Annotated in this window: 1 protein-coding gene; it reads right to left on the reverse strand. The window is 62.4% G+C overall.

Translation table 11 applies throughout. The features are described from left to right. The coding region (locus MPC4_RS06460) for a transposase (protein ID WP_174511799.1) at window positions 1-255 on the reverse strand (255 nt) is incomplete at both ends.

Below are 255 nucleotides of genomic sequence, written 5' to 3' on the forward strand. Positions count from 1 at the left end.
CGGCGTGCTGATGGACGCGGATCGAGGATGAGTCGATCATTTGGATGTCGCCGTCATAAGCCTTTGACACGCCTTTGAGAATGCGGTCCCAGACACCAGCCTTGCGCCACCGGTTGAAGCGGTTGACACAGGTTGTGTGCGGACCGTAGCGCCGCGGAATGTCCGCCCAGGGCGCGCCAGTCCGCAAGCGCCAGAAGATACCGTTCAAGACGCGACGATCATCGACGCGCGGAACACCCCGCGGCTTGTTCGGCA

It is taken from the genome of Methylocella tundrae (assembly GCF_901905185.1).
GTDB lineage: Bacteria > Pseudomonadota > Alphaproteobacteria > Rhizobiales > Beijerinckiaceae > Methylocapsa > Methylocapsa tundrae.